The organism is Polyangium spumosum (assembly GCF_009649845.1).
Classification (GTDB): Bacteria; Myxococcota_A; Polyangia; order Polyangiales; family Polyangiaceae; genus Polyangium; species Polyangium spumosum.
In genome coordinates, this window is sequence record NZ_WJIE01000001.1 from 520,731 (window position 1) to 544,631 (window position 23,901).

At 70.1% G+C, this 23,901-nt stretch carries 18 protein-coding genes; 12 read left to right on the plus strand and 6 right to left on the minus strand.

Features of this window, described 5'->3' with window-relative positions:
• Window positions 1–6: 6 nt before the first annotated feature.
• Both GF068_RS02255 and GF068_RS02260 read right to left on the minus strand, forming a co-directional pair.
• On the minus strand, window positions 7–813 hold the full coding sequence (locus tag GF068_RS02255; RefSeq protein ID WP_153817632.1) for a PEP/pyruvate-binding domain-containing protein: 807 nt from the start codon (window positions 811–813) through the stop codon (window positions 7–9).
• The gene (locus GF068_RS02260; RefSeq protein ID WP_153817633.1) at window positions 810–2,570 is read right to left on the minus strand and encodes a PEP-utilizing enzyme; all 1,761 of its coding nucleotides are present in this window, start codon (window positions 2,568–2,570) and stop codon (window positions 810–812) included. Before GF068_RS02260 ends, GF068_RS02255 begins: the two co-directional genes overlap by 4 nt.
• Window positions 2,571–2,831: 261 nt before the next feature.
• On the opposite strand from GF068_RS02260, the gene GF068_RS02265 reads away from it, so the two are divergent.
• From GF068_RS02265 to GF068_RS44105, 3 genes are read left to right on the plus strand one after another with little or no spacing between them, the layout of a single operon-like run.
• Complete coding sequence (locus tag GF068_RS02265) at window positions 2,832–4,238, plus strand: serine/threonine-protein kinase (protein WP_170319267.1); 1,407 nt, start codon at window positions 2,832–2,834, stop codon at window positions 4,236–4,238.
• A gap of 35 nt (window positions 4,239–4,273) precedes the next feature.
• A complete protein-coding gene (locus GF068_RS02270) occupies window positions 4,274–5,317 on the plus strand; it encodes an outer membrane protein assembly factor BamD (RefSeq protein ID WP_153817635.1) in 1,044 nt (347 codons plus the stop codon).
• 17 nt (window positions 5,318–5,334) lie between these two features.
• Window positions 5,335–6,669 carry a hypothetical protein gene (locus GF068_RS44105; RefSeq protein ID WP_206079380.1) on the plus strand — a complete coding sequence of 445 codons (1,335 nt, stop codon included), beginning with the start codon at window positions 5,335–5,337 and terminating at the stop codon, window positions 6,667–6,669.
• Between the two features lie 268 nt (window positions 6,670–6,937).
• Here GF068_RS44105 and GF068_RS02280 read toward each other — a convergent pair whose 3' ends face one another.
• The 3 genes from GF068_RS02280 to GF068_RS02290 form a co-directional block, all read right to left on the minus strand.
• Complete coding sequence (locus GF068_RS02280) at window positions 6,938–7,633, minus strand: hypothetical protein (RefSeq protein ID WP_153817636.1); 696 nt, start codon at window positions 7,631–7,633, stop codon at window positions 6,938–6,940.
• Between the two features lie 78 nt (window positions 7,634–7,711).
• Window positions 7,712–11,731, minus strand: a complete 4,020-nt coding sequence (locus GF068_RS02285) for an HsdM family class I SAM-dependent methyltransferase (RefSeq protein WP_153817637.1) — start codon at window positions 11,729–11,731, stop codon at window positions 7,712–7,714.
• Window positions 11,732–11,833: 102 nt separating this feature from the next.
• Window positions 11,834–12,601 carry an SDR family NAD(P)-dependent oxidoreductase gene (locus GF068_RS02290; protein ID WP_153817638.1) on the minus strand — a complete coding sequence of 256 codons (768 nt, stop codon included), beginning with the start codon at window positions 12,599–12,601 and terminating at the stop codon, window positions 11,834–11,836.
• A gap of 78 nt (window positions 12,602–12,679) precedes the next feature.
• Here GF068_RS02290 and GF068_RS02295 point away from each other — a divergent pair, with 78 nt between their 5' ends.
• The 5 genes from GF068_RS02295 to GF068_RS02315 all read left to right on the plus strand — a co-directional run bounded on the left by GF068_RS02295 (window position 12,680) and on the right by GF068_RS02315 (window position 17,859).
• A complete protein-coding gene (locus GF068_RS02295) occupies window positions 12,680–13,156 on the plus strand; it encodes a hypothetical protein (RefSeq protein ID WP_153817639.1) in 477 nt (158 codons plus the stop codon).
• A gap of 57 nt (window positions 13,157–13,213) precedes the next feature.
• Complete coding sequence (gene guaA / locus GF068_RS02300; protein WP_153817640.1) at window positions 13,214–14,770, plus strand: glutamine-hydrolyzing GMP synthase; 1,557 nt, start codon at window positions 13,214–13,216, stop codon at window positions 14,768–14,770.
• Window positions 14,770–15,072 (plus strand): PEGA domain-containing protein, encoded by a 303-nt coding sequence (locus tag GF068_RS02305; protein ID WP_153817641.1) that lies wholly within the window; start codon window positions 14,770–14,772, stop codon window positions 15,070–15,072. The genes guaA and GF068_RS02305 overlap by 1 nt, the downstream gene beginning before the upstream one ends.
• Window positions 15,073–15,146: 74 nt before the next feature.
• Entirely contained in the window at window positions 15,147–15,317 is a 171-nt protein-coding gene (locus tag GF068_RS02310; RefSeq protein ID WP_153817642.1) for a hypothetical protein, read from the plus strand.
• Window positions 15,318–15,495: 178 nt separating this feature from the next.
• Window positions 15,496–17,859, plus strand: a complete 2,364-nt coding sequence (locus tag GF068_RS02315; RefSeq protein ID WP_170319268.1) for a hybrid sensor histidine kinase/response regulator — start codon at window positions 15,496–15,498, stop codon at window positions 17,857–17,859.
• A gap of 43 nt (window positions 17,860–17,902) precedes the next feature.
• Here GF068_RS02315 and GF068_RS02320 read toward each other — a convergent pair whose 3' ends face one another.
• Window positions 17,903–19,060 (minus strand): hypothetical protein, encoded by a 1,158-nt coding sequence (locus tag GF068_RS02320; RefSeq protein ID WP_153817644.1) that lies wholly within the window; start codon window positions 19,058–19,060, stop codon window positions 17,903–17,905.
• Window positions 19,061–19,199: 139 nt separating this feature from the next.
• Between GF068_RS02320 and GF068_RS02325 the strand changes: the two genes are divergently transcribed.
• The 4 genes from GF068_RS02325 (at window position 19,200) to GF068_RS02335 (ending at window position 23,890) form a co-directional block, all read left to right on the plus strand.
• Window positions 19,200–19,853 (plus strand): hypothetical protein, encoded by a 654-nt coding sequence (locus GF068_RS02325; protein WP_153817645.1) that lies wholly within the window; start codon window positions 19,200–19,202, stop codon window positions 19,851–19,853.
• 203 nt (window positions 19,854–20,056) lie between these two features.
• Complete coding sequence (locus GF068_RS02330; protein WP_153817646.1) at window positions 20,057–21,685, plus strand: serine/threonine-protein kinase; 1,629 nt, start codon at window positions 20,057–20,059, stop codon at window positions 21,683–21,685.
• A complete protein-coding gene (locus GF068_RS44730) occupies window positions 21,652–22,674 on the plus strand; it encodes a hypothetical protein (RefSeq protein ID WP_240806572.1) in 1,023 nt (340 codons plus the stop codon). The genes GF068_RS02330 and GF068_RS44730 overlap by 34 nt, the downstream gene beginning before the upstream one ends.
• Before the next feature lie 7 nt (window positions 22,675–22,681).
• Window positions 22,682–23,890, plus strand: a complete 1,209-nt coding sequence (locus GF068_RS02335; protein WP_240806573.1) for an alanyl-tRNA editing protein — start codon at window positions 22,682–22,684, stop codon at window positions 23,888–23,890.
• Window positions 23,891–23,901: the final 11 nt, after the last annotated feature.

Sequence of the window (23,901 nt, forward strand, 5' to 3'; positions counted from 1 at the left end):
CCTCCTTCAGCCACGGGTGATCGCCCTTCGCTGGAGCAGATACAGCCGCCCCGCGGCGAAGGCCCACTCCACATCCTGCGTGCCGGCGAACGCCGCTTCACACGCCGACGCCAGCGCGTCGAGCTCCACGAGCTGCGCGTCGGAGAGGCAAAACGCGCCGACCTCGTGCGCCGGCACGGCGACCTCGACCGTGCCCCCTCCCTCGCTCCACCGGATCGCGCAGTCCTTCTCGCCCGCTCTCTTCTGGAGCACCCGCCCGCCGCGCGCCACGCGGTAATGGTCCGGCGTGACGAGCCCCGAGACGACCGCCTCTCCGAGCCCCCACGTCGCCTCGATCACGCGCTCGTCGGCGTTCGTCATCGGGTGGCGCGTGAAGAGCACGCCCGCGCAATCGGCGTGGACCAGCCGCTGCACGACGATCCCCATCCGCGGCTCCGACAAAAGGCCCAGCGTGCGCCGGTACGCGAGCGCCGTCGGCCCCCGCGCCGACGCGTGCACCGCCTTCAGCGCGTCGAGCAACGCGGGCCGGCTGCGCACGTTCAAGATCGTCGCGTGTTGCCCGGCGAAGCTCGCCGCGCTCGAGTCCTCCCCGATGCCCGACGACCGCACCGCCACGGGCCCCGCGAGCGTCGCGAATGCGTCGAAGATCGCCCCGTGCAGCGCCTCCTCCCCGAGCACCACGCGCTCCACGAACGCCGACGACAGCGCAAACGCCGGCGGAACGGGCAGCCCCATCCGATGCGCCTGCGAGAGCTGCGCCGCCTTCCCGCCGAACTCGGCCTCCGGCAAATCTCGATCGAGCGTCGCGATCACGTCGCCACCTCCAGCGAGAGCGCGGGCGCCGCGGCGAGCACCGTCACTTCGCCTCTTTCGCCGTCCACCCGCACGAGCGCGCCGTCGGGGATCACCGTCGTCGCCTCCTTCGTGCCGACGATCCCGGGGATACCATATTCGCGCGCGACGATCGCCGCGTGCGAGAGCTGCCCTCCCCGATCCGTCACGATCGCGCCGAGCAGCGGCAGCACGACGTTGAAATACGCCGACGTCGTTCGGGTCACGAGCACGTCGCCCCTCTGGATACGCTCGAAATCCGAGGGATCGAGGACAACACGCGCCGTCCCTTCATACACGCCCGCATTGATGGACAGGCCCGCCACGCGCACGCCCGTATCCTCCTCGTGCTTCGGCCCCGCGTGCTCCTGCGACATCTCGGCCATGAGCACGTTCATCGCCTTCATCGCGCGGCGCGCCGCGGCCGGGAAGACATCGAGCGGCGGCGGCTCGCCCGGCGGCGCGTTCAGCCACGCCGGCGCGTGCTCGAGCGTCATCGTCGCGCGATACAGCGCGCGCCTCGCGAGCTCCTCCGCCGACGGCCCCTCGCGATCCGCCAGCAGCTCGACCATCTCCTCCATCGTCAGATCCACGGCGTGCTCCCGATCCGCGATCTTCCCCGCCGCCACGAGCCGCCGCCCCACCTCGAGCACGGCCCTGCGCGCGAGCCCCGTCCCCCAGCTATCCGCGTAAATGCCTCGCTCGTCGCGCAGCCGGTTGACGAGCCGCGCCTCGCCGAGCAGCTCGTCGAATTGCGCCCGGTGCTCGGCCGGCACCCGCGCGCGTAACTCCCGCTCCTTCGTATCCCGCGCGGCGAGCGCCTCTTTCTCCGCGTGCCCTCGCTCGATCACCGCCCGGAGCGCCCGGACCAGCATGTCCGGCAGCTCCCCCGCGGTCTTGTCCGCGATGTCGTATCCGATCGACCGATATCGCACGAGATCGAGGTACCCCCGCGCCGCCGCCCCGACCTCCCCCGGCATGGCCATGAGGGTATCGAGCACGCCCTGCGGATTCCCCTTCCCGGCGAGCACCACGCGCCCCTCTTCGCTCGCGCGTAATGCCTTGCCCAGCGCCTCGAGCTCGTCGATGGCGATGCCGCGGGCGAGCGGCGACGTCCCCTGCAAGAGCGCGAGCGCCTCCCCCGAGCTCGCGCCCGTCCATTCGCACGTATGGGCGACGTAATCACCCGTCGGCAGGACGGCCGCGAGGTTGTATTCGTGGTGCAGGGTCGCCATGTCCATCATGTGCCAGCGCGCGCGCCGCACGTGACTCTGGAGCTCGCCTGTGTCGAGCGAGGCCGGATCGATCGCCTGCAAGGCCTGGTTCTCCGCGATGGCCCATGGCTTGTCCTTCCGGTCCCAGCGCTCGAGATCCGCGCGCCACAATTTCGCCTCGAAGGCGGCCTGGCACTTCCGGATCCGCGCCCGGATCCCGGGGTGAAGCCGGAAGAGCAACCAGAGCGCGGCCTTCGGCGGCGGCCCTCCGTTGCCTCCTCCTTCGGGCACGCCGTACGGCACCATCTGCGCGTACCCGAAGCCGTTCACCGAGACGACGTTCATCCGCTCCATGAGCAGCCCATATCGCTCCATTCCCTTGGCGAAGCCGCGCGGCATGCCGCGCGTCATGACCTCGGCGGCGAAGCGCGTGCTCGGGCGGGTGAAATGGGCTTTCTCGAGCTCCCAGGGACCCGGGCCGGGTGGCTCGAACGTGAGGTCGGGGAACATCGGATGGATCTTCATGGCCTTCACCTCGACCACGCTCCTCCGTGACGATCACGTTACGGGAGCATGACGGGCGGGAGGCTACGAGGTCCGAGGCTCGACGTCCACGCCTGCTCGACGGGCTGCCGTTCCCCCGAGAGGAGCCCCAGGGGCGGGCGAGCGCTGCCCGTGGATACTTTTCTTGGCCCGGGCTGGAATCCTTGGCAACCTGGCCCCGATCCGGTGCGCGAAGCTCGCGCCTCCGTCAACCGAACCTCGTTCACGGTGGAGAGTCTCGACATGGCCGTCCCGGTTGCTCCGGGGGACATCCTGCTCGGCAAGTACAGGGTCGAACGTGTCCTCGGTCGAGGCGGGATGGGCGTGGTGGTCGCCGCTCGACACGTCGAGCTGGGGGAGCTCTACGCGATCAAGTTCCTCCTCCCGAACTGGGCCGGGGATCCCGTGTTGCGCGAGCGCTTCTTGCGCGAGGCTCGCGCCGCCGCGCGGCTCCGCAGCGAGCACGTCGCCCGGGTGCACGACGTCGGCCGGATGGAGGGCGACGTGCCCTACATGGTGATGGAGCACCTCGAAGGGCGCGATCTCAAGGCGGTCCTGCGGGAGGGAGGGCCCTTGCCGGTCGACCAGGCCGTCACGTACATGGTGCATGTATGCGACGCCATGGCGGAGGCGCACGCCGCCGGTATCGTCCACCGCGACCTCAAGCCGGCCAACCTCTTTCTCACACGGCGCGCGAATGGCAGCCCCTGTGTCAAGGTCCTCGATTTCGGCATCTCCAAGCAGACGGGGCCCGAAGAGGTGGATCTGACGGGGACCGGGCAGATGTTCGGGTCGCCCCTGTACATGTCGCCCGAGCAGATGGCCCGGGCGAAGTCGGCCGATGCACGGGCCGACATCTGGGCCATCGGCGGCATCCTGTACGAGCTCCTGACCGCGCGTTCGCCATTCTTCGCGGCGAACGTGATGGAGGTGGTCACGCGTGTCCTGCAGGAGGAGCCGGTCCCTCCGACGCAGCTTCGCCCGGACCTGCCGCCGGCCGTCGATGCGGTGATCTGGCGTTGCCTGCGCAAGCAGCCGGCGGACCGATATACGAGCGTCGAGGAGCTCGCCGTCGCGCTGCGTGGCATCCTGGGCATGGCCGGCGAAGCGGGGTTCGGCGGGGCCATGCCGCTGCCCGCGCGTCCGGTCATGCCGTCGAGCCCGGGCGGGGTGTCCACGAGCGGAATCCCCGCGATATCGGCTCCCGTAGTGCACGGCGCGCCGAGCGACGCGACGACCTCTGCGTGGGAAAAGACGGGGACGAAAGGCACACCCGGAGGCGCGAGGTGGCCCGTGTGGGCCGGGGCGGCGACCCTGGCGATTGCGTTGCTCCTCGGCCTCGCGTGGTTCGGCCTCCGCGGCTCTTCCAGCATCGAAGAGACGCCCGCCGCCGCAACGTCCATCGGCGCGGCGACGGCGAGCGCCCCGGTCATCGTCGACCCGGCGCCGTTGCCCCCGGCCACGACCTCCGCCGTGGCGCCGGCCGCGCCCGAGCCGACCGTCTCGCCGGAATCGCCGCCGCCGAGCCTTCCTCCGACCGTCTCCGCCCCCGCGGCCCCCGCGAAGGGCCCCGTGGCTCCGCGGCCTCCGGCGACCAGCGCGCCGAATCGCGGCCCATCGAAGCAGAGCCGGCATGAATCCCTGTTTTGAGCGCCCTCCCGCCCGGGGCCCTCGTCGAGGCGCGAATGCGTGAACGAATCATCGGCTTCGTATCGCTCTTGATCCCCCTCCTCGTCGCGGGGCCTGCCGCCGGCCAGCCCAGGCCTTCGGACAAGGTGCGTGAAGCGAAGGCGCTCTACGATACGGCGCTCGAGGAGTTCGACGGGGGGCGATACGAGAGCGCCTGTCCCAAGCTCGAGACGGTGACGCGCCTCGTGCCGGAGGCCCTCGGCGCCAAGCTGACGCTCGCGAGTTGTTACGAGGGCTGGGGGCGGCTCGCGAGCGCGTGGGCCGAATACAACCGAGCCGCCGATCTCGCGGCGGCGACGAAGCAGGGCGAACGCGAGCGGAAGGCGCTTCGAAGCGCGGCCGCGCTGGGGCCGAGGCTCGCGCGATTGCGCGTGGTGCTCCCTGCGTCCATGGTCGCCACGCCGGGCTTCGAGGTTCGTATCGATGGCGCCCTCGTGACCCCGAAGGAGGGGACTGTGAGCCTCCCGCTCGACGCAGGGAGCCATGTTCTCGAATTCACGGCCCCAGGGTTCGAGGGGGAGCGGCGCACCGTGATGATGAAGGACGGCGAAGAAACGCGGGTGAAAGGCGTGCACCTCTCGCGTGCGTTCACACCTTCGCCCCCGGCGGAGCCCCCGCCCGTGAATCCCCAGAAACCCTCGGGTCCGGTGCCTGCCGCGGTGAACAGCGAGCAGAACAGCGGAGCCGAGGGGCGGGGCGCGCCGGCGTGGGCCTGGGCCGTGGGAGGCGTGGGGATCGCGGCGCTCGGCGTGGGTATCGGGTTCGTCGTGGATTGGGCGGACGCGCAAGGTGAGCTGGAAGCGCGTTGCCCGGGGCGCACGTGCGAGCTCGGAGAGGATTCCCTCGCGAGCCTGACGAGCATGGGTGATCGCTGGAACCGCAGCCTCGGCGTGGGCGTGGGTCTCGGGGCGCTCGGGTTCGGCTGCGTCGTCGCGGCCTCCGTCGCGCTCGTGTCGAACAAGCGGCAGAAGGACGCGTCGATGATCATGCCGATCGCGGGGCCCAAGATGGGAGGAGTCGTATGGCGCGGGCTTTTCTGAATCGGAATGCGGGGCCCATGGCCTTCGTAGCGGCGTGTCTGCTCGCCGGATGTGTCACGTTCGAGGTGAACCCACCGCCCGAGGGCGTCGGCGGCACCGGCGGCGTGGGGGGCGCTGGGGGCGCGGGCGGCGCGGGCGGCGCGGGCGGCGCGGGCGGCGCGGGCGGCGCGGGCGGTGGTGCCCCGGCATTACCTTACTGTACCGGGGGCTCGACCTGGGTGATGGCGGCCGGGGAGCTCTACCTCGGGGACATGACGCTCGACGGGACGCCGGACCCGACCTCCGGGTGGAAACAATATGGGTTCGACCTCGATGGCCGGCAATCCACGAAGGTATCGACGGACCTCTGCAAGCCCACGGCGGGCGGCTCGCCAGCCTGGGTATATCCCGACGGCGACGACGGCATCGACAACTCGTTCGGAAAAAACGTGCTGCCGGTTCTTTTCGGCCTCTCCTCGGACGCATCGACGCAAATCAACGCGTCCATCATGAATGGGAAGTTCACGGTGCTCGTCGCGATCGACCATTTCTCGCCGGGGAAGAGCTGCAGGACATCGGCGAAGCTCTACCTGGCGAGCGAGCGCGGCGCTCCGCCGAACTTCAATGGGTCCGACGTCTGGCCTCTCGACCCCGAGTTCCTGGTCTCCGCCATGAACGTGTATCCGGAAGTCGAGATCGTGGGCACGAAGTTGCGGAGCGTGACGGGCGGGAGCTTCGATCTCAGGATCCCATGGACGGATATGTCGTCGATGGTGTTTCCCCTCCGTCAGGCGCGCCTCGAGATCGATTTTGCCCCGAACTATCAGAGCGCCACCTGCATGCTCGGCGGGGTCATGGAGCGCGAAGAATACAGCTATGAAATGTCGAAGATGGCGCCGTATCTCGACGAATCGTTCTGCGATCCTCTCTCCCCCACGTTGCAGGCCATCCTGAACATGGTCCGTCAAGCTTCGGATATGCCGATCAGCGGGGTCCACGACCCCGCGGTCGAGTGTGACGCGATTTCGATCGGCATGGCCTTCCGGATGACGCTCGCGCTCCTCGGCGGCATCAGCATCCCGGCGCCTCCACCGCCGGATCCGTGCGTCACCTCGGGGTGCACCGAGTCCTGCGCCGAGCTGACGCAGGGGTCATCGATCCCGAGCTGTGCGACGTCTGCTGGTATGGATGCACAGGCTCGCTACGATGCACTCTGGGCTTGTAGCTGCTTGGCAGGGGGCGCGTGCCTGTCCGCGTGCACGAGCAGCCTCTGCGTGGGAGCGGACCCATCGGCGAGCTGCAGCACCTGCATCGTCAATACCGCCGAGCCATCGGGTTGCTCGGGCGCTTATATCTCCTGCGCCGTCGACTGAGACGCGCGGCCGTGCCCGCAGGATCGTCTGCACGCTGGCCGATGGCCGCTCCCTGCCGCGCAGGATCGTCCGTACGCTGGCCGATGGCCGCTCCCCGCCGCGCAGGATCGTCCGTAGGCTGGCCGATGGCAGACTTCCGCCGCGCAGGATCCTCCGTACGCTGGCCGATGGCCGCTCCCTGCCGCGCAGGATCGTCCGTAGGCTGGCCGATGGCAGACTTCCGCCGCGCAGGATCGTCCGTAGGCTGGCCTCTGGACGATCCTGGAGCTCAGCCGTTCTTCGAGGGCTCGCTCTTCTTCCGGTTGGGCGCGACGTCGTAGAAGAAGGCCCGCACGTACGACGTCTGGCGGGGGAACCGATCGAGCAGCCGCTTCTCCAGCTTGTAGAGCGCGTCCGAGCCAGCGGCGATCGCGACCTTGACCGCGCTCGCGCGTGTCGCCGCGTCGACGCCGGCCGTGTCCCGGTCCGTGAAGTTCTGCTGCTGCCGCGTCGCGCGCCCCGTCAGGTCGACCTCCATCTCGGCCTTGCCCGGGAAGTTCGGGACCTGCCCGAACTTGCCGACGGCCTTGAGCACCAGGCCCGGCTCCTTCGCCCGCTCGGCCTGCGTGATGTCACTGACGTCGGACCCGAAGACATGATCGGCGCCGTCCTCCATCGCCGATCCCTTGAGCTCGACCTTCATGCGCGCCTTGGCCCGGCTGACGCCCCGGTCGAGAATGGCGTCGCCGAGCTGAACCCGCGCCTGCCGGGCCTGCACGACGAGGAGCAGATGTGAGGTCGCCTCGCGATCGGCCTCGAAGAGGAGCGCGAAGAGCGGCTTCAGGTTGTCCCGCTCGATCGCGAAGAACTCACGGTCCTCCGCGCTGCGGTCGACGTCGAGCTCGACGGCGGCGTCGAGCGCGCCGATCGTGGTGGAGAGGGCGGCCAGCATCGTCTCGGCCGTCGCGTCGGGCGGGGCAATCATGGCGGCGGAGCCTAGAAGAAACGTAAGGGCCGGATCAAGAAAAATGAGGAAAGCGGGGCCAGGCGAGCGCCACCGCGCTCAGCCCCCGGGCTGATAGAGGGCGCGCGCGAGCCGATCGATCTCGGCGTTGATGGCGCCGATCCGATCCTGCCGCGCCCGTACATCGCTCTCGCGGGCTTCGAGCCAGGCGGCGAGGTCGAGGAGGCCCTTTTCCGTGGCCGGGATGGCGTCGATGTCTTGCCGATCCTGGAGAGGGCCCGGCAGCGAGGCGAGGACACGCGCGAGCACCTCCGCCACCGCCGCCTTTTCCTTCACGCCCTCTCCGATCTCCCCGACGACGGCGCGGCCGATACGCAGCTTGTCCCCGTCGGCCTTCACGCGGACGAGGTCCTCGCGCTGGAATGCCTCGTCGATCCGGAAGAGGCCCGCGGCCATGGCGCGGAGGAGCGTGAGGTGCCGGGTCCGCGGGTGCTCGCGCCGATATCGTTCGAGCAAGGAATGGACCGGGATCTCGATACGTGATCCGAGCCGATACCCCTCCGCCTCGAGGGCCACGAGCTCGTCCCAGAGCCGATGCCGTTCCCGCGCGAGCTCCACGAAAGGCGCCTGCTCCGCGGGGGGGATGTGCTTGACGGGGATGGCCTTGATGTCCTCGGGGTAGACGTGCTCCTTCATGGAGCGCTTGTTCGCGCTGAGCCAGGCTTGAATGGGCTCGCTGAGGGCGAGCGCGCACAAGTACCACGCGGAGAAGTCGCGCGAGAGGTCGGGGGCGTAACGTCCGGCCTCTTTCAACTCCTTGCGGGCATCGGTGAGGGCCCGGTTGGTCACGCCTTCTAGCTCGGACCATCGAACCGCTGTCCGTACAGAATCGGAAACGACGAGATATTCGTCCGCCATGCCCTCGTCCACCGCGACGCCCGTGAACGTGCCGAACATGATCTTCGTGCGGTTGTAGAGCTCCGGGAACGTCGGTCGACTCACGCGTGAAGGGCAACGCGTATGTTCGCCGTACTCGAGCCAGCGCGTCTTCCCGATACCCCCGCGGAGCACCTCGCGCGAGCCGACATATCGTCGTGCATGGACGACATCTTGCACATCGGACACCAGCTCGTCGCGGCCGAAAGCTCGGTGGCGGATGCGCTTTCCCCTCGCCCCGAGATCCTCCACCACCTCCTCACGAAAGCACGCCGGGTCGTACGTGGCGGGGACCTGGATCACCTGGCCATCGGACAGCCTCTCGGACGAATGAAGGACCATGCCCTTGGTCACGTAACAAATCTCGTCCCACCGCACGGTATCCGTGAGATCGAGCCGAGCCTCCGCGCGCTTGTTGAAGAGACGGTCGGGATCCGCGTCGGCCTGGACCAGACGATCGAGCGGCTCCTTCTGGATCTCGCGGATCTCGCCACCGCTACGCACCGCGTGCGCCGTCGAGCGGGCCACCTCGTGTCCCTCTTCGGGGGTGCCTCGCGAGAAGGAGAAGACGATGTTGTTCTGCCATGCGGCGTCATCGAAGAGCTTCAGGTCCTCGGCGAAGAGCACCTCGTGCACGGTCGCCTCGCGCGCGAGCAGCTCGCGGAGCTTCGAGGCATAAGGCGCCGTGGCGAGCGACTCGATCGTGACGAGGCAGGCCCGCGCGTCGTCGCCATCGGCGAGCAGCCGGTGGTATTGCTCGACGAAAGGCACGTAGAGGTCCCATTTCAGGTGCCGCGTCGAGAACCAGGCCTGCTCCTGCACCTTCGCGCGATAAGCGAGGTACATCGGCGCCTCCTCGTCCGCGCGCACGTAGGGCGGGTTGCCGACCAGAAAATCGAAGCCCTGGGCAAAAGGCCCGCTCCGCGCCTTGGCGAGCTCCACCGCGGCCTCCTCGCGATCGGCGAGCGCGAACGCGGCGCCGGGGACGAGCGCCAGATCCTCGTTCACGAGCAGCGCGTCCGCCGAGTAAATCGAGAACCGCTCGACGACGAACGAGAGCCCCTCCTCCTGCGCCTGGCGGATGAGGTCGAGGACCTGAATCAGGAGGTTGGTTTCGGCGAGGTAACAAGCGAAGGGATTGACGTCGATGCCCAGGATGGACGTCTGCACCTCGCGCAGCGCCGTCTCCACGTGCGCCGTGGGGATCTTCCCGTCCGTCCCGCGGTAGCGCCCGAGGAGCCGTCGCGCCGCCTCGACGAGGAAGCTGCCAGAGCCGCAGGCGAGATCGGCGATGCGACGACCGATGATCTTCCCCCCCTCGTAGCCCACCATGTCGAGCATCAGGTTCACGAGCGAGCGCCGCGTGTAATACCTGCCCTGCTCGTGTTTCCCCTCGACGAGGTACCGGCCGTACACGGTGCCGATGATGTCGGTGTCGATGCGCTCCAGGTTGAACGCGTTGAGCATGCAGAGCGCCCGCAGGAGGATCTTGTCATCCATCCGGTACCAATCGAAGACGCGCGACGCACCGTAGAAGTGTGTGTACACGTTCTGCGCGCACTCGTAGGCCATACGCGTGAGGTAATCGTACGAGCGGCCGGAGGCATAATCGAGGTACCGCGCGGACTCCTTGTGCCAGGAGAGGAGCGCGCCGTCCGAGAGCTTGCGCTTGAAGAGGCCCTTGTCCTCGCAGATGCGGACGAGAAGGAGCCGGATGATGTACACGTAAGCTGTCTGGCGGGAGAACTCGGCCCGCAAGAGGTCTTCCGTGGCACCCACCATGACGCTGGAGGAGACACGCTCCCGCCAGGCGCCGAAGGCGTTCGCGGCCTGGATGCTCCCGCGGTGCTGCTCTTCAAGGTCGGCGCGCTGGCGCTCGACGGCGATGACCTCGTTGCAGAAGGCATGAATGCCCTGCTCGAAGTCCTCGAGGACCGTCTTGCGGTGCGCCTCGATCGCCCCTTTCGACACGCCGCCGACCGCGCGCTCGCCTTCGTCGAACATCTGCCGCTGCGAGCCCTTCCCCGCCTCGGGAGGCCGCACGCACGCCGAGAGCTTCTTGCGGCATTGCGCCGCTAGCTTACGCACCTCCCCCCACCGAGACGCGCCCCGCCACAGCGAGAGCGGCTCCAGGACTTCACGCGCGAAGGCGTCCTCTGCGATGTCGAACTTCGATCGCTTCAGGGCGATCCCCGCCCAGAGCGCCTCGACCTTCGCCTCCGCGAACTCCTTCCGCGACGCTTCGACGTACGTCGCATGCCGCGCGAGCGCGTCGTCGAGCTGGTGGCGCACGTCCTCCGCGAAGTCGTCGATGAGCACGCGGATCACGTCGACGAGGGTGTCGGCAGCCCCAGCCACGTCGATCGCCACGGCACGCCATGCCTCTTCGAGATAGGCGTCGATGTCGTCTTGCAGCACGGCCGGATCGCACGTCGCGGCCAACCGTTCATTGAGCTTCGCGACCCAGGCCGGAGACATCGGGGGCATCCGGAGCATCTCGCGCGAATCGACGTCCGCGTCCGAGAAGGCGGCCCGGGAGAAGCGCGACCACAAGGCATAAAGCGCGCCCTTCCAGGGCTCGGGCGGGTGCGGGTCGGAGCTCTTCGCGTAATGCAAGGACAGGCCCCGCAAATCGAGATGAAGGAGCCGGGAGTCCCCATCCGCCCCGAGCTGCCACGCCTCCAGGACCCAGCCATTGCAGAGCATTCCCGTTCGCCCATGCACGGCCCCCGAACGCACGTAACGCCGAAGCTGATCGAAGGGTGACTCGTCGCCGGGCGCCCCCCCCGTTCTTGCATGGAGGTCACGCACGCTCGTCGACTTGTCCTCGATGACGAAGACGGGCGCGTCCACGAAGTCTCGCGCATACACGCTGAAATCAGGGACGTTCCGGCGCTTGGTCGTCCCGAGCGGGCGGTTGTACGCATAGTCGGCCTGCGTGTACCCGAGCGCGCCGAGCAGATCTCGCACGAGCTGGTCGACGACCGGCGCCTCGTCCCCGTCGGTCGCGCCCTCGGCCTCGCGACTCGCGAGGTATTCATGGAGCGCGACCGCCCGACCCGCGTGCCGGATCCAAGGCCGGGTGAGGAGGTCACGGAGCGCCGTGAGGAACTGTACGAACGCGTCTTGGCTCTTCTGCCGTCGCGCGAGGCGCCCCTTCAGAAACGTCGCTGCTTGCTGCATGTGGTGCTCCGCCAAACGGCGGCGACGCTAATGCAGCACGGAGCCCCGGTCAACACCTGTGCACAGGGCCGAGGCTCCACGCCTCCAAGCCGACGCGCCCCCTCACACACACGACATCCCGCCGTCCGCGACCAGGTTCACCCCGTAGCAATAACTCGAGTCGTCCGACGCCAGGAAAAGCGCGAGCTTCGCCATTTCCTCGTTCGTGCCGATGCGCCGGGCCGGGATCATCTGCGCGTAGTGAGCATGCAGCGCGGCCGCCTGGCCCGGGGCCATCTGCTCGCTCACCGCGTGCATCAAGCGGTTGTCGACGCCGCCCGGCACCAGCGCATTGACCCGGATGTTCAAGGGCGCGAGCTCGATCATCGCCGTCCGCGCCAGCGCGAGCAGCGCGGCCTTGCTCGCGGCATACGCGGCGATCCCCGGAAACGACACCAGCGCCGAGAGCGACGACGTCACCACGATGCTCCCGCCGCCCCGCGCCTTCATGCTCGGGATGACCTTCTGGATCGCCAGGAACGTCCCTCGCACGTGAATGGCGTGCATATCGTCGAGCACCGCGACGTCGAGCTCCGCCATCGGCGCGATCGTGCCCTCGTGCCCCGCATTCGAGAAGAGCACGTCCACCCCGCCGAACGCCTCGACGGCCGCGTCCACGAAACGCGCCGTGTCCTCGGCCTTCCTCACATCCGCGAGCACCGTGCGCGTCCGCGCCGGATCACACCCCTCCGCGGCCTGCCGGAGCCGCGCCTCGTCGCGGCCCACCAGCACGAGCTTGGCCCCCTCGCGGGAAAATAGCGCCGCCGTCGCCCCGCCGATACCCCCCGAAGCACCCGTGATGATCGCCACCTTGTCCGTGAGCTTTCCCATGGGAAAGGCACGCTAACGGCTCTCCCCCGTTTTTACCAGTCGGGGCGATTCCCGAGATCAATGATACCCTCGCCCCCCGTGACCCGCCTCGCCCCGCTCGTCCTCCCGGCCTTGCTCCTCGCCCTGCCCGCCTGTGACCGCGGCGAAAAGACCTCGACGGACGCCTCCCCGACCGCCGCTCTCTCCGCCCGGCCCGCGCCCCCGCCTCGCCCGGCCGGCCCGGCCGAGCTCGCCCTCGTCGCGCCGCTCGCGCCCGGCAGCAGCCTCGACGGATTCACGGTCCGCGAGATCCTCGCGGTGCGGGACGGCGTGCTCACGCTCGTTTGCGAGAAAGATCGGTCCGTCGTCCGGCTCTCGATCGCGCTCGCCGCGGACGACGGGCCCACGCCGCCGGCCGTCGCCGGCAAATACGCGATCTTTTACTCGGCGCGCAGGGGTGATCCGGCCGAGGCCGAGCGGCTCGCCAAGGCCCTCGCGGCCCTCCTGGAGAAACACCCCGACGTCCCCGCTCCGCCCGGGATGACCTCGTTCGTCCCGACGCCCATTCCCATCTAGCCATCGAGGCGCGGGCGAGGCTCGCCCCTCCTCGCGAAAAGTGCTAGCGCGGCGACCATGCTCACTGGCCGACGGGACCTCGTCCTGATCCTGGATTTCGGTTCGCAGTACACGCAGCTCATCGCCCGCCGCATCCGCGAGGCCTCCGTGTATTGCGAGGTCTACCGCTACGACCTGCCGATCGAGCGCATCCGCGAGATCGCGCCGCGTGGCGTGATCCTCTCGGGCGGGCCGTCGAGCGTGTACGGCGAGGGCGCGCCGCACATCTCGGCCGAGCTCTTCTCCATCGGCGTCCCGATCCTCGGCATCTGTTACGGCATGCAGCTCCTCTCGCACCTGCTCGGCGGCAAGGTCGAGCGTGGCGCCGAGGGCGAATACGGGCCCGCGCTGGTACGCGCCACGCGCGCGGCCGGCGTCTTCGGCCGCTTCAAGGACGGCGACGTGCTCGACGTGTGGATGAGCCACGGCGACAAGGTCACGGGGCTGCCGCCCGGCTTCTCCACGCTCGGCACCACCGACACGACGCCGTTCGCCGCGATCGCCGACGACGAGCGGCACATCTACGGCCTGCAGTTCCACCCCGAGGTCGCGCACACGCGCCGCGGCAAGGAGCTGCTCGAGGCCTTCTTGTTCGACGTCTGCGGCCTCGAGCCCACCTGGACCCCGGCCTCGTTCGTCGAGGCGTCCGTCGAGGCGATCCGCAAGAAGGTCGGCCCCGACGCGAGCGCCGTCTGTGGCCTCTCGGGCGGCGTCGACTCCTCGGTCGCCGCGATCCTCTGCCACCGCGCCCTCGGCGACCGGCTCGTCTGCATCTTCGTCGACAACGGCCTCTTGCGAAAAGGCGAGGCCGAGCAGGTGGTGAAGATGTTCGGCGACCACTACCACCTCAGGCTCGTGCACGTGCAGGCGCAGAAGCGTTTCCTCGACGCGCTCTCCGGGGTCACGGATCCCGAGCAGAAGCGCAAGACGATCGGCCGCGTCTTCATCGAGGTCTTCGAGGAGGAGGCGAAGAAGATCGAGGACTGCCGCTTCCTCGTGCAAGGCACGCTGTATCCGGACGTGATCGAGAGCGTCTCGGCGAAGGGGCCGAGCGCGGTGATCAAGAGCCACCACAACGTCGGCGGCCTGCCGGAGCGGATGAAGCTCGGCCTCGTCGAGCCGTTGCGTGAGCTCTTCAAGGACGAGGTGCGCGCGGTCGGCGCGACGATGGGCATCCCGCACCACCTGCTCTGGCGACACCCCTTCCCCGGCCCGGGGCTCGCCGTGCGTTGCCTCGGCCCGCTCACGGAGGAGCGGCTGAACGTGCTGCGCGAGGCCGACGCGATCTTCGAGGAGGAGATCCGCGAGGCGGGGCTCTACGACAAGATCTGGCAGAGCTTCTGCGTGCTCTTGCCGGTGCGCACCGTCGGCGTGATGGGCGACGAGCGCACGTACGACGAGGTGATCGCGCTGCGGGCGGTGGACTCGAAGGACGGCATGACGGCCGACTGGTCGCGCATCCCGCACGAGGTGCTCGCGCGGGCGAGCGCGCGGATCATCAACGAGGTCCGCGGCGTGAACCGCGTCGTGTACGATGTGTCGTCGAAGCCTCCGGCCACGATCGAGTGGGAGTGATGAAGAAGAGCTTTGTGGCCCTCGCCGGGTTATGCCTGCTCGCCGCGGCGTGCGCGCCGAGCGCGCCGGCCACGGTCTCGTTGCGGATGAAGGGCAACGCCCCGGACGCGTTCGTCACGATCGACGACATGCAGATCGGGGCGCTCGCCTTCGTGGCGAAGCGCGGCGTCGCGCTGCCGCCGGGCAAGCACCGGATCACCGTGGAGAAGTCGGGATATTTCCCGTGGGACAGGCTCGTCGAGGCGCGCGAGGGGGATCCGCCCATCCGCCTCGAGGTGGAGCTCGTGAAGATCCCGGATTGAACGGGCTCGTTCGGCAAGAAGGACTTGACTCTGCGGGATGATTCGCTACCGTCCCGCGCTCCCCGAGGACAGACATGGCGAACACCCCGAAGTGGAACATCCGGTTGCGGCACGAGTGGCTCTCCACGCCGCTGAAGAAGAAGCGGATCAAGCGCGGCCAGAAGGCGCGTATTGGCCTGCTGGACGCGGAGGCGCGGAAGAAGGCCAAGGCCGAGAAGTCGCCGAAGGCCGAACAGGCGTCCTGACCGGACGTTCCGGCGCTCGCCGGCTCGACCCGACGCGGTAAAAGGCGTCGCCCCCTGACACACAACGCAGGGGTCGACGCCTTTTTCCGTCCAAAGAGCCCCGTCCTTTGGCATGCTGCCCGACCACGATGCGAGCACGAAGGCTCGGAGCCGTGACATCGGCGCGGCCGGGGCGAGGATGAGCGATACCAGCGAGGCGCTGCGGGAATCCGAGGAGCGTTACCGCGCGCTCTTCGAACAGGCACCGGTGGGGGTGTTCCTGTACGACCGCGGCTTCCGGCTCACCACCTGGAACGCGCGCTTCGTCGAGATCCTGCAGACGACAAACGAGAGGTTACGCGCGCTCGATCTGCGCGAGTTACGCGACCGCTCCGTGGTGCCGGCGATCGAGCGCGCGCTCGCGGGCGAGCCCGCCTCGTACGAGGGCCGTTACCAGGCCACGACGAGCGACGCCGTCGTGTGGGTCTCGATGCGCCTGTCGCCGCTCCGGGACGCGCGCGGCGCCGTCATCGGCGGCATGGCCGTGGTCGAGGATCTCACCGAGCGGAACCGCGCGCTCGCCACGCTGCGCGAGAGCGAGCAGCGCCACGCGCTCTACGTCAAGCGAAGCCCGCTCGGCGTGATCGTGTGGAACACGCACTTCGAGGTGCTCGAGTGGAACCCGTCGGCGACGCGGATCTTCGGCTACACCGAGGAGGAGGCCCTCGGCAAACAAGAGCCGGGCTTCATCGTGCCCGAGTGCGCGTGGCCCTTCGTGCGCGAGCTCTGGGGCGGGCTGCTCCAGCAGACGGGCGTCGAGCGGAGCCGCAACGAGAACCGTCGCAAGGACGGGACGATCATCTGCTGCGAGTGGTCCGCCGCGGCGCTCGTCGACGCGCAAGGCGTGGTGATCGGCGTGGCAGCCCTCGTCGAGGACGTGACCGAGAAGCAGGCCGCCGAGGAGGCGCTGAAGCGCTCGGAGGCGCGGTTCCGCGCGCTGATCGAGCGCGCGCCCGACGCCGTGGGCGTGTCACGGCAAGGCCGATGGATCTACGCGAACCCGGCGCTCGTCGCGTACCTCGGCTACGAGCGGGCGGGCGAGCTGATCGGTCGCCTCGTGCGCGACTCGGTCCACCCCGACGATCGCGCCGCGCAGGAGCAACGCGCAGCCGAGCTCGAGCGCGGCGCGCCGGTGTCCCCGCAGGAGTACCGGCTGCTCCGGCGCGACGGTTCGGCGGTGCACGCCGAGAGCGTGAGCCTGCTCGTCGACTACGACGGCGCGCCGGCGATCCTCGGCATCGCGCGAGATCTGACCGAGCGCAAGCAGATGCAAGCGCGCCTCGTGCAAGCCGAGCGGATGGCCGCCGTCGGCACGCTCGCGGCGGGCGTGGCGCACGAGATCAACAGCCCGCTCGCCTACGTGCTCACGCAGCTCGCGGTGGCGACCGGCGAGGCGCTGCCCGCGCTCGCGCGACACATCGAGGCCCTCGAGCGCGCGGCGGGCGCCTCGGGCGGCGAGGCCATGCGACGCGCCCTGGAGCTCGAAGCGGCGATCGACAGCGCGCGCGAGGCGGCCGAGCGCATGCGCAGCATCGTGCGTGACCTCCGCACGTTCTCGCGCGCGGACGACGGCGAGAGCGCCCCGACCGACGTGCGCCGCGTGCTCGACACGTCGCTCAACATGGTCTTCGGCGAGATCCGCCACCGCGCGCGCCTCGTGAAGCAGTACGACGACGTGCCGCTCGTCGACGCCAACGAGGCGCGGCTCGGTCAGGTCTTCGTGAACCTGCTCGTCAACGCGGCGCAGGCGCTGCCCGAGGGGAACGCGGCCGCGAACCAGATCCGGCTGCGCACCTACGCGGTCGACGACGGCCGCGTGGTCGTGGAGGTGATGGACTCCGGCCCCGGCATCCCCGACGACGTCAAGGCGAAGATCTTCGACCCGTTCTTCACGACGAAACCAGCGGGCGTCGGCACGGGCCTCGGGCTCTGGATCTGCCAGGGGATCGTCACGCGCCTCGGCGGCACGATCGAGTTCTCCTCGCGGCCGGGCGAGACGATCTTCCGCGTCGCGCTCCCACCCGGCGACCCCGCCGGAAAACCTCTCGACGGCGGCCGCGCCCTCCGCGCGGACGAGCCGAACATCGCCGGAAAGACGCCCATGAAGCCGAAGCCCCCCGAGACCAAGCCGCGCCGCGGCCGCGTGCTCGTGATCGACGACGAGGCGCCGCTCGCGAACGCCCTCAAGATGTTCCTCGCCGACGAGCACGACGTCGTGGTGTCGACGAGCGGCCGCGACGCGCTCGCGCTCCTCGAGAAGGATCCGTCGTTCGACGCGATCCTCTGCGACCTGATGATGCCCGACGTGACGGGCGTGGACGTGCACGAGGCGCTCCGCGAGCGAGCGCCCGACGTGGCCGCGCGCCTCGTCTTCGTGACGGGCGGCGCGTTCACGCCGCGGATGCGCGCGTTCCTCGAAGAGGTGCGGAACCCTCAGCTCGAGAAGCCGTTCGACCTGCCGAAGCTCCGCGCGCTGCTGCGCCAGCTCGTGGCGGCGCGCTGAGAGGGTGTCCCACAGGCTGCTGTGGAGCACCCTCGGCGTGACGTCAGCGTGATCCGCCGCGCGCGGCGAACCAGTCGCGGTAGTGCTGGTAGAGCGTCGCGTACCGCACGTACGTCTCGCGATCTGCCGCGAACCGGCGCTGCCAGGCGTCGGTCTCGGCGGTGTGCGCCGCGTCCGTGAGCCCGTATTTCGTGCGGATCTCGGCGAGCGCGGCCGGGTTCACTGCGATCTCCGCGGCGAAGGCCGCGTAACGCTCGAGGCTGAGCAGCGGGCCCGAGGCGACCGCCGGGAAGCCGGCGAGCGTCATCGGTTGGGGCACCGTCGGCGGCATGGGCACGGACGCCACGCTCGACGCCGGCCCCGCGACGCTCGCGGGCGCGGCCGCCGGCGGCGACGCGGGCGGCGATGCGGGCGGGAGCGGGAGAGGATATGCCGGGTACCCCGCCGCGGGGGGTTGCTGCGGCTGCGGCGCCGCGGCGAGCGGCTTGGGAGGCGGCGCAGGCGGCGGGAGCACCGCGGCCTTGTTGGATGGCGACGACGGCTTCGGCGGCGGCAACGGCGCGGGCGGCGGCGCGGCCTGGAACGGCAGCGCGGGCCGCGCGGGGGTCGCCGTCGCGGGTGACGACTGCCGCGCCGGCAGCGGATCCGGGATCGTCCCCATACGCGCGCGCATCGGCGGCGCGTGCTCGTCGGACGGCGGCCTCGCGGGCGCGCTCTCGCGGGGCGGCGGAGGTGGCTTCACGATGGGCGCTGCGCTCGTCGCGGCGGGCGCGAGCGGCGTCGGGCCCTCACCGGCGGCCTGCGCGGCGGCTGCGGCGGCCCTGCGCGCGCGGAGCCTCGCGAGGAGCTGCTCCGGATCGGCCGTCGGGAGCATGGGCACGGTGTCCATGAGCCCGAGCGGCACCGAGTGGGCGCGCGGCGGCGTCGGCTCGTCCTCGCCTCCTGCTGCGTCGGCGGCGCGCGCTTTTCGGGCCTCGATGGCCCGCGAGCGCGCCTCGAAGGCGGCCTTGTACCGCGCTTCCAGCGCGTTACGTGTCGCCTCCGGCTCGCGCGACATGCGCTCCATCCAGACGTTGCGGCTCTCCCCCCACACCTCGGCGGAGAGCGCCTCCACGCGCAAGACCTCCTCGAGGGGCGTCCCAGCCTCGACCTCCGCGCACAACGCGGCGAATCGTTCGAGCTCGATTTCCGGTTCCATCATCGGGCGCCCGTGGGCGCTCGGCAGACCATACGCCGGCTGGGGTCCGAGGTCGAGAGCGCCGCGCGGAGATTCAGCACGTTGCCGACGACTGGGCTTGCCTCTCGTCCGTCAAACCGTGTTACTAAGCGAGGTAGAAACGATGAACTCGAGTCTCCGCACCTTTCTCGGTCTTGCCCTCCTCGTCGCCCCCCTCTCGGCGGGTTGTGCTTCTCGCACAGCGCCCTTCGATCAGATGGACCAGGCGCAAATCACCGTGCTGCGCCTGACGGCGCCGCCTCCGCCTGCGGCGGCCCCGACGGCGGCGCCGGGCGCGCTCCCGGGCATCCCGGGCCTTCCGATCCCGCCCGAGATGCAGGCGGCGGGGCAGCAGCTCCTCCAGGGCCTCAACCAGGCGGCGCCGGGCCTCATCCCGCCGGGCCTCCTCCCCGGCCAGACCGGGCAGCCGGCGCCCGTGCAGCCGCCTCCGCCCATGTGGAACGGGCTCGCGATCGTGGCCCAGACGCCCGTGACGAACGAGGACATGAAGAACGACCTCCTCGACCTCTTCGGCGACGAGGACAGCTTCCAGGCCGGCGCGAACAATTGCCAGACGGCCCCCGGAATGGGCGTCTCGATGGTTCGCCCGGGCCAGCCGAACGTCGACCTCGTCGTGTGGTTCACCTGCTCCAAGGCGGCCGGCGTCGCGCCCTTCTCGTTGCCGTACGGCAAGGACATGCTCACGGGCGAGTCGCACCAGAAGCTGAGCACGATCTACCAGGCTCTCTTCGGCATGCCCGTCCCGCCCGGCTCCTGATTTCCCCTTCGTAGCGGCTCTCGCCTCCCCCCTCGTGTCTCCGGGTCTCGCCGTCGCGAGGCCCGTTGCGATGCTGCCCCTCGCCGAGCCTGGTTTCTCCGGAGCCCGCGTGTGGCCTTTTCACGCGTTCGTGGCGGAGAAAGCGGCCTGGATGCTAGGATGGCCCATCGGCGCCGTTCCTGCGGCGCCTGCCGGGCCTTCCGATGACCCAACACGAAAAGCTCTCCCCAGGGATGGTGCTCGGCCGCTACGAGCTGCTCCTGCCGATCGCACAGGGAGGCATGGCGACCGTCTGGGCCGCGCGGCAGAAGGGATCACGCGGGTTCCAGAAGACGGTCGCCATCAAGACGATGCTCCCGTCGCTCTCGGACGACCCGCAGTTCGAGCAGATGTTCCTCGACGAGGCCTCGCTCGCCGCGCGCATCCATCACCCGAACGTCGCGGAGATCCTCGACGTCGGCGAGCAGGACGACACGATCTACATCGTCATGGAGTGGGTCGACGGCGAGGCGCTCAGCGTCCTCACGAAGACCGCCAAGCGCAGCAACGTCCCCGTCCCGCAGCGCATCGCGCTCCGCATCGTGCGCCAGGCCTGCGCGGGCCTGCACGCCGCGCACGAGCTGCGCGACGATAGCGATCAGCTCCTCAACCTGGTCCACCGCGACGTCTCGCCGCAGAACGTCCTCGTCTCGTACGACGGCATCGTGAAGCTCGTCGATTTCGGCGTGGCCAAGGCCCTCGGCCGCGCGGGCGGCGAGACGACGGCCGGGCAGCTCAAGGGCAAAGTCCCGTACATGTCGCCCGAGCAGGCCCTCGGGCAGAAGGTCGATCGGCGCACCGACGTCTTCGCGATGGGCATCGTGCTCTACCGGCTCACGACGGGCCTGCACCCGTTCCTCGGCGAGAACGATCTCGCCACGATGAAGAACATCATCTCGCGCCCGCTCCTGCCGCCGCGCATGAAGAACCCGAGCTTCCCCGCCGAGCTCGAGCGCGTGCTACTCACCTGCCTGAAGAAGGATCCGAACGAGCGCTACCAGACGATGCTGGAGCTCGACGCGGCCCTCGAGCGTGTCCTCGCCTTGTCCGGCGCGTCGGTCGTCGACGATGACATCGGCGCCTTCACGCGCTCGGTGATGGGCGATCGTGGCCAGAAGCGCCGCGCCGCGCTGCGGGACGCCGTGCGCGCCGCCGACGAGCGCGCCGCGGGCATCGCGATGTCCCCGGGGGCCGCGCAGCCGCACATCCACGAGGCCGTCTCCGACATCGCCATCACGCGCATGAACTCGGCGCTCACGAGCTTCCCGACGAGCATGCCGCAGCACGCGACGACGTCGATCATCCCGCCTTCACCCGAGTCGTACGCGGGCGGCGCGATGGCGGGCTCGTTCCTGCCGTCGACGCCGCCCCAGAAGAGCAACCGCGCGGGGCTCTTCGTGGCCGTCGGCGCCGTGACCGCGCTCTCGCTCGCCGGCACGTTCATGTTCCTGCGCACCACGATGGCGCCCGGCGCGCCGAGCGGAAACGCCGCAGGAGCCGTGGCTCCCGCGCCGCCCACCGCCACGCCGACCGCGCAGCCCGTGGCCGCGCAGACCGCCGCGATCCCGGAGCCCACGGCCACCACGAGCGCGACCGGCGGCACGGTGCTCGACATCAACGATCTGCCGTCCGCCGACGCGAAGCCCGACACCCCGATCAAGCGCGACGACAAACCCGCGAGCACGTCGAAAGGCACGGCGGCGACGAAACCCCCGGCCACGAAGCCCGCGACCACGAAGCCCGCACCAACGAGCACGACGTGGGTACCCAAGGTCACGGATCCAGGCTTCTGAGCGAGGGCAAGCTGCCCGCTTGGCTCCGCGATCTCGCGGTGGTCGGCCTCTGCGCGTCCATCGTCGTGATCGCGTCCGCCGCGCGCAGCGAGGACGAGCCGGCGAGCGGCGCGCAGACCGAGGACGCCGCCGAAAGCACGCTCGCCCTGTCGCCGCTGCCGAGCGGAGCGCAGAGCAAGCCCGCCGTCGCCGAGGCCGCGCCTCGCAGCGGCTGCGACTTCCCCGACAGCGGCTTCGGGGACTACCTCGGCTGGCGACCTCTCCCGCTCGGCCGCATCCTCGTCCCTTCGAGCCTCACCGTCCCGCCCGACGGCGGCTTCGACCTGCTTGTGCACTTCCACGGCACCGAGCCCGTGCGCAAGCAGCTCGCGCCCCTCGGCCTCGGCCTCGTGATCGCGGGCCTCGACACCGGCACGCTCTCGAGCGGCTACAAGAGCACGTTCGAATCCGAAGGCACCTTCGACGCGATGCTCTCGGCCATCAGCCGCGAGGTCGCCCTCGCCACGAAGAACCCCGCCGCCCGCCCGCGCAGCATCGTCCTCTCCTCGTGGAGCGCGGGTTACGGCGCGATCTCGCGTATCCTCGCGGGCGGCCGCGACGACGTCGATGCCGTCATCCTGCTCGACTCGCTCTACGCGAGTTACGCGCCGAGCGCGAAGATCCCCGATCCCACGGAGCTCGCGCCCTTCTCGTCCTTCGCGCGCGCGGCCGCGAACGGCGGCCCGCTGTTCTTCGTCACGCACACCGCCGTCCCCACGCCCGACTACGCCTCCACGCTCGAGACCGGCACGCACCTGCTGCGCGAGATCGGCGCCGACGTGCCCGCCGTGCCGCCGCCGCAGGATCCCTTCGGCCTGTCACGCGCCCACGAACAGAACCACTTCTTCCTCCGCGGATACGCGGGCTCGGACGGCGACGCGCACTGCGGCCAGCTCCGGCTCTTGCCCGACATCCTGCGGGATCACGTCCTGCCCTCCTCTCGCCCGTAGGAGCCCATTGGCCACCCCTCGCACTTCGCCGCTCTACCACGACGATCCCAAGCTCTTCTCGTTCCGCGGCCGCGTCGTCGCGCACGCAGACCACGCCGGGCGCCCGAGCGTGCTGCTCGATCACACCGCGTTTTACCCCGAGTCCGGCGGTCAGATGGCCGATCGGGGCAGGCTCGGCGAGGCCCTCGTCGTCGACGTCCAGCTCGACGACGAGGGACGGATCCACCACGTGATCGAGGGCGCGCGCCCCGCGATCGGCGCCGAGCTCGAGGGCACGATCGACAAGCCGCGCCGCCTCGTGCACATGGCCCAGCACACGGGCCAGCACATGCTCTCGCGCGCGCTCGCCGACGTCGCCCGCGCCGAGACCGTCTCCTCGCGCCTCGGCGAGAGCGCGTGCACGATCGATCTCGACGTCGCGACCCTCGACGAGCGCGCCGCCGCCGAGGCCGAGGCCCTCGTGAACGCCGTCGTCGACGACGACGCCCCGATCCGCGCCTTCTTCCCTTCGGAGGACGAGCTCCGCGCGCTACCTCTGCGCAGGCAACCCAAGGTGCACGACAACATCCGCGTCGTCGCGATCGGCGACTTCGACGTCTCCCCTTGTGGCGGCACGCACTGCACGAACACCGCGCAGGTCGGCTTCGTCCGCATCGACGGGCTCGAGCGGTACAAGGGCAAGATACGCGTCACGTTCTCCGCGGGCGTTCGCGCGCGGACGAAGCTCGCGCGCGAAGCCGACGTCGTGCGCGCGCTCGCGCGTGAGTTCACGTGCGGCCTCGAGGATGTGCCCGGGGGCATCGAAAAGCTGCGCCGCGAGCTCGAGGAGGCCCGCCAGGCGCTCGGGCGCGTGCGAGGGCGCGTGGCCTCGGCGATCGCCGAGGCGCTCGTGAAGGCCACGCTCGCGCGGGGCGAACGCGCGGTCGTCGGCGTCATCGAGGATGCGTCGCTCGATCTCGTGCGCGCGGTCGCCGGGCGGATCACGGCCGAGGGAGATCTCGTCGCGCTGCTCGCGGGCGAGGCCGACGGCGGCACGATCGTGCTCGCCGCGCGTGGACCGGGCAGCAGCTTCGACTGCGGCGCCTTCCTGAAGCGCGCCGCCCTCGCGGCGGGCGGGCGCGGCGGCGGCCGGCCCGAGCGCGCGGAGGGCCGCTTGCCCGCGGGGATCGACTGGCCCGCGATCGCGGCCGCCACGCTCGCCGCGCCGGGGCGCTGAGCGAGGAGGAC

Excerpts from the sequence above, each read along its gene's own strand:
- GF068_RS02260 (WP_153817633.1), bottom strand. The coding sequence starts at position 2,570 with ATGAAGATCCATCCGATGTTCCCCGACCTCACGTTCGAGCCACCCGGC.
- GF068_RS02265 (WP_170319267.1), top strand. The coding sequence starts at position 2,832 with ATGGCCGTCCCGGTTGCTCCGGGGGACATCCTGCTCGGCAAGTACAGG.
- GF068_RS02270 (WP_153817635.1), top strand. The coding sequence starts at position 4,274 with ATGCGTGAACGAATCATCGGCTTCGTATCGCTCTTGATCCCCCTCCTC.
- GF068_RS44105 (WP_206079380.1), top strand. The coding sequence starts at position 5,335 with ATGGCCTTCGTAGCGGCGTGTCTGCTCGCCGGATGTGTCACGTTCGAG.
- GF068_RS02280 (WP_153817636.1), bottom strand. The coding sequence starts at position 7,633 with ATGATTGCCCCGCCCGACGCGACGGCCGAGACGATGCTGGCCGCCCTC.
- GF068_RS02285 (WP_153817637.1), bottom strand. The coding sequence starts at position 11,731 with ATGCAGCAAGCAGCGACGTTTCTGAAGGGGCGCCTCGCGCGACGGCAG.
- GF068_RS02290 (WP_153817638.1), bottom strand. The coding sequence starts at position 12,601 with ATGGGAAAGCTCACGGACAAGGTGGCGATCATCACGGGTGCTTCGGGG.
- guaA (WP_153817640.1), top strand. The coding sequence starts at position 13,214 with ATGCTCACTGGCCGACGGGACCTCGTCCTGATCCTGGATTTCGGTTCG.
- GF068_RS02305 (WP_153817641.1), top strand. The coding sequence starts at position 14,770 with ATGAAGAAGAGCTTTGTGGCCCTCGCCGGGTTATGCCTGCTCGCCGCG.
- GF068_RS02310 (WP_153817642.1), top strand. The coding sequence starts at position 15,147 with ATGGCGAACACCCCGAAGTGGAACATCCGGTTGCGGCACGAGTGGCTC.
- GF068_RS02315 (WP_170319268.1), top strand. The coding sequence starts at position 15,496 with ATGAGCGATACCAGCGAGGCGCTGCGGGAATCCGAGGAGCGTTACCGC.
- GF068_RS02320 (WP_153817644.1), bottom strand. The coding sequence starts at position 19,060 with ATGATGGAACCGGAAATCGAGCTCGAACGATTCGCCGCGTTGTGCGCG.
- GF068_RS02325 (WP_153817645.1), top strand. The coding sequence starts at position 19,200 with ATGAACTCGAGTCTCCGCACCTTTCTCGGTCTTGCCCTCCTCGTCGCC.
- GF068_RS02330 (WP_153817646.1), top strand. The coding sequence starts at position 20,057 with ATGACCCAACACGAAAAGCTCTCCCCAGGGATGGTGCTCGGCCGCTAC.